The organism is Streptomyces sp. NRRL F-6676, from assembly GCF_000725625.1.
GTDB lineage: Bacteria > Actinomycetota > Actinomycetes > Streptomycetales > Streptomycetaceae > Streptomyces.
Genome location: NZ_JOHS01000148.1, coordinates 1 through 277, shown reverse-complemented (window position 1 = coordinate 277; position 277 = coordinate 1). Strand labels below are relative to the sequence as shown.

Genomic DNA, 277 nt, shown 5'->3' with positions numbered 1-277 from the left:
GCTGTTGGTGTGCAGCGACTGGGTGCCGCCCAGCACCGCGCCCAGGCCCTGCACCGCGACGCGCACCAGGTTGACCTCCGGCTGCTGCGCGGTCAGCTGCACGCCCGCCGTCTGGGTGTGGAAGCGCAGCATCAGCGACTTGGGGTTCTTCGCCCCGAACTCCTCGCGCATCACGTGTGCCCAGATCCGGCGGGCGGCACGGAACTTGGCGACCTCCTCCAGGATCGTCGTCCGCGCGACGAAGAAGAACGACAGGCGGGGCGCGAAGTCGTCCACG

1 protein-coding gene is annotated in these 277 nt (G+C 70.0%); it reads right to left on the bottom strand.

Features of this window, described 5'->3' with window-relative positions; all coding sequences use genetic code 11:
• Window positions 1-277 (bottom strand): methylmalonyl-CoA mutase family protein (locus IO29_RS31385; RefSeq protein ID WP_037840723.1); only part of this gene is annotated, 277 nt, incomplete at both ends.